The sequence below is a fragment of the Haloferax sp. s1 genome (assembly GCF_058382125.1).
In genome coordinates, this window is the sequence record NZ_JBZRPK010000389.1 from 1 (window position 1) to 3,440 (window position 3,440).

Consider the following 3,440-nt stretch of genomic DNA (forward strand, 5'->3'; position numbering starts at 1 on the left):
GGACTAGACCCTGCTCTCGGGTTCCACTACGGCGCGCCTGTATCGGGACTCTCAGCGGGAGAGGACATCGGCGACCCCCAAGTCGACGTGACGGTCGACGTGCCGCCGCAGGTGGCACGACACGAAGGATACGAAACGGCGTTTCTCGACTTCGGCCCCGCGCGTCTCGGTTGACCACTGATTCGACAAGGACAGTACACCGATTCGACAAGGACAGTGCTATTTTGATTCAGAACGACCGACGACGTATGGATTCGACGAACCGAGAACGGATGACGCTCGCTCTCGCGGTTTGGGGTGTGCTCGTCTCGCAGGTCCTGTTGTATCCGGGCGTCTCGGACCTCGTCGAGAGACTCGGCAGCAGCGGCGACCTCTCGGCGGGGATGCTCTTTCTCGTCGCCGAGTTCGCGGCGTTCGTCGTCTTTTCGAGCGTGTGGGGGGCCATCTCCGACACGGTCGGGAGTCGGACGTGGCTCATCGTCATCGGCGCGCTGGGCGGCGCATCGAGCTATCTCGCACTCCTCGCACTCGCCACGATGCCGGGACTCGATGCGACGTTCGGGGCTGTGCTCGTCGTCCGCCTGCTTGGCGGTGCGATGACCATCGGCGCGTTCTCGCTGTCGATTACGATGCTCGCCGACCTCGCGGGCGGAAACGGTCGGAATATGGGCGCTGCCGGTATCGCCATCGGACTCGGTGCCGCACTCGGGTCGGTCGTGGGCGGGCGACTCTCGACGTTCGACCCGCTTGCACCCCTCTACGCGGCGGCGGCGGTGCTCATCTTCGTCGCCCTCATCGTCACTACCGTCCCCGACCGAACCCCCGATACGACCCGCGTCGGAATCGGAACTATCCTCCGAAAATTAGCCTCGCGACCGGCGTTCGCCGTCCCCTACGCCTTCGGCTTCATCGACCGGATGACCGCCGGGTTCTTCGCGCTCGTCGGCGTGTTCTACTTCCGCGAAACGTTCGGCGTGAACGCCACCGTCGCAGGCGGCGTGCTCGCGCTCTTTTTCGTCCCGTTCGCCCTCTTGCAGTACCCGTTCGGGTCGCTTTCTGACCGCGTCGGCCGGTTCACCCCTGTCGTCGTCGGGTCGATGCTGTACGGCGTCTCCATCATCGCAGTCGGTCTCGCACCCTCATTCGAACTCGCGGCCGGACTGATGGTCGCCGTCGGTGTCTTCGGAGCACTCGTCGCACCGGCGACGATGGCACTCGTCACCGACCTCGCCCCGCCCGGCGAACGCGGTGCTGCGCTCGGCGGATTCAACGTCTTCGGCAGCCTCGGTTTCCTCGCCGGATTCGTCATCGGCGGCGTCGTCGCCGACATGGTTGGCTACCTCCCTTCCTTTCTCGTCGTCGGATTCGCGGAGATTGCGATTGCGACCGTCGCGCTTCGGGCGGTCAGACGACTCGACCGAGCCGAGGCGGCTCAGTCCGCACCCAGCGCGGACTGAATCTCGGCGTTCACGACGAGCCACATCCCGCGGAGACAGACGATAACCGCGAGTCCGACACCCGCGAGGATAAACGCGAGAAAGAGACCGACGAAGAGACTGCTGCCACGCGGGTCGGGAACGCTTGGTGCGAACTGGCCGAGTTGAACTGCAAACGCGATGATACCGGTGACGAAGAACGCGAACATCACTTCGAGCAGTCGCCAGAACGACTCGATACTCAGGCCGCCGCGGCCGGTGACAAAGCGGACGATGCGCCGCGAGGCGGCGAGTAACGACGTGACCGTGAGGGCGACGATTGCGACTGCCGCCACCTGAAACCCGAGGTCGGTGAGGAAGAAAGCGGAGAGAGTTGGTGAGACGAGCGTCGCCGCGACGCCGAGGAGCGCGACCGCCGCAAAAACCAACTCGACACCGAGAGCTACTCTGTCGGGGTCGTCGCGGGCGAGTCTGGCGAGTTCGTCGTACACGGTCGAATCTCTCGGCTGGGGGCCGAAATGGTTTCCCTTAGTCGTGGCCGGAGACGCGAACCGGCTGATACGGCTCTTCGAGATACTCGATATCCGAGCCGGAGAGCGTGATATCGAGCGCTTCGACGGCGTCTTCGAGGTGTTCGACGCTCGTGGTACCGACGATGGGTGCGTCGACCCAGTCCTTGTGGAGCACCCACGACAGCGCGATTTGCGCCATCTTCACGTCCTTTTCGGCGGCGAGTTCCTGCACGCGTTCGTTCACTTCGCGGCCGCCGCCTTCGAAGTACGGGTGGTCCTTGGCGAGTTCGTCGGTCTCGCCGCGGGTCGTCGCCTCGAACTCCTCGTGCGGGCGGGTGAGGTAGCCGCGGGCCAGCGGCGACCACGGCATGACGCCGACGCCCTGTTTCGAACAGAGGGGTAGCATCTCGCGTTCTTCCTCGCGGTAGAGCAGGTTGTAGTGGTTCTGCATCGTGGCGAAGCGGTCGAGACCGAGCGAGTCGGCCGTGTACTGCGCTTCGGCGAACTGGTGTGCCCACATCGACGACGCGCCGATATACCGGGTTTTCTCCCGCCGAATCGCGTCGTCGAGGGCGCGCATCGTCGTCTCGATAGGGGTGTCGTCGTCCCAGCGGTGAATCTGGAGCAGGTCGAGCGTCTCCATCCCGAGGCGGTCGAGGGAGTTGTCGAGTTCCTGCTCGATGGCCTTCCGGGAGAGACCGCCCGAGTTCGGGTCGTTTTCGTCCATCTGGAAGTACACCTTCGAGGCGACGACGTTCTCGTCGCGGCGGCCCTCCAGCGCCTTTCCGAGAATGCGCTCCGACTCGCCGTTCGAATACATGTTCGCGGTGTCGAAGAAGTTGATACCGAGGTCGATTGCGCGGTCGACCAGTTCGAGGCCTGCCTCCTCGTCTAAGACCCACTCGCGCCAGTCGGAGGTGCCGAAACTCATACAGCCGAGACAGATGCGGGAGACCTCCATGCCGGTGTTCCCGAGCGTCGTGTACTCCATGCGCGAACCGTCTCCGGCAATCAGCAAAAAGGTGGACGAACCGGATGGTTTCGACACTGCCCTCGGTCTTCCACTGACGAGGCTGATTCTCCGATACTGAAAGTGTCACTCGATGTTTATACTCCGGCGCATCGTATCAGTAAACCGAGGCTAAGCCTCGGTGATTCCGATGTTCACATCCAAACAATTGGTTGCACTCCTGTTGGCGGTTCTCGTCGTCGGCTCGCTCGCAGGCGTCGCGACCGCACAGCAAGGGCCGTCAGCCGGCGGTACCGTCGTCGTCGAGGAAGGAGAAACTTTCACCGGCGACCTCGAAGCAATCGGCGGGACGGTCGTCATCGCCGGAACGGTCGATGGCAACGTAGAGACCACCGCGGGGACGGTCCTCGTGACGGAGACTGGCGAGATTACCGGGACGCTCGAAGGCGTCGCAGGCTCCGTGACTATCGAAGGAACAGTCGGTGGCGACGTGAGCCTCTCCGCGGGCGCGGGTTTCGTGCG

The 3,440-nt window shown here is 63.9% G+C and carries 5 protein-coding genes; 3 read left to right on the forward strand and 2 right to left on the reverse strand.

Going from position 1 to position 3,440, the window contains the following annotated elements; all coding sequences use genetic code 11:
• Both QT222_RS04980 and QT222_RS04985 read left to right on the forward strand, forming a co-directional pair.
• The coding region (locus tag QT222_RS04980) for a DUF7350 domain-containing protein (RefSeq protein WP_491476507.1) at window positions 1-174 on the forward strand (174 nt) is incomplete at its 5' end.
• 74 nt (window positions 175-248) lie between these two features.
• Complete coding sequence (locus QT222_RS04985) at window positions 249-1,457, forward strand: MFS transporter (RefSeq protein WP_004572429.1); 1,209 nt, start codon at window positions 249-251, stop codon at window positions 1,455-1,457.
• Here the strand turns inward: QT222_RS04985 and QT222_RS04990 are convergent.
• Window positions 1,433-1,927, reverse strand: coding sequence for a hypothetical protein (locus QT222_RS04990; RefSeq protein ID WP_004572430.1), 495 nt, complete (start codon window positions 1,925-1,927; stop codon window positions 1,433-1,435). The two genes, QT222_RS04985 and QT222_RS04990, sit on opposite strands and share 25 nt — an antisense overlap.
• 37 nt (window positions 1,928-1,964) lie before the next feature.
• Window positions 1,965-2,939, reverse strand: a complete 975-nt coding sequence (locus tag QT222_RS04995) for an aldo/keto reductase (RefSeq protein ID WP_491476505.1) — start codon at window positions 2,937-2,939, stop codon at window positions 1,965-1,967.
• Between the two features lie 169 nt (window positions 2,940-3,108).
• Here QT222_RS04995 and QT222_RS05000 point away from each other — a divergent pair.
• On the forward strand, window positions 3,109-3,440 hold a 332-nt coding region (locus QT222_RS05000; RefSeq protein WP_491476506.1), incomplete at its 3' end, for a bactofilin family protein.

What these genes read in the sequence shown, in the direction of transcription:
- QT222_RS04985 (WP_004572429.1), top strand. Translation starts at nt 249, where the DNA reads ATGGATTCGACGAACCGAGAACGGATGACGCTCGCTCTCGCGGTTTGG.
- QT222_RS04995 (WP_491476505.1), bottom strand. Translation starts at nt 2,939, where the DNA reads ATGGAGTACACGACGCTCGGGAACACCGGCATGGAGGTCTCCCGCATC.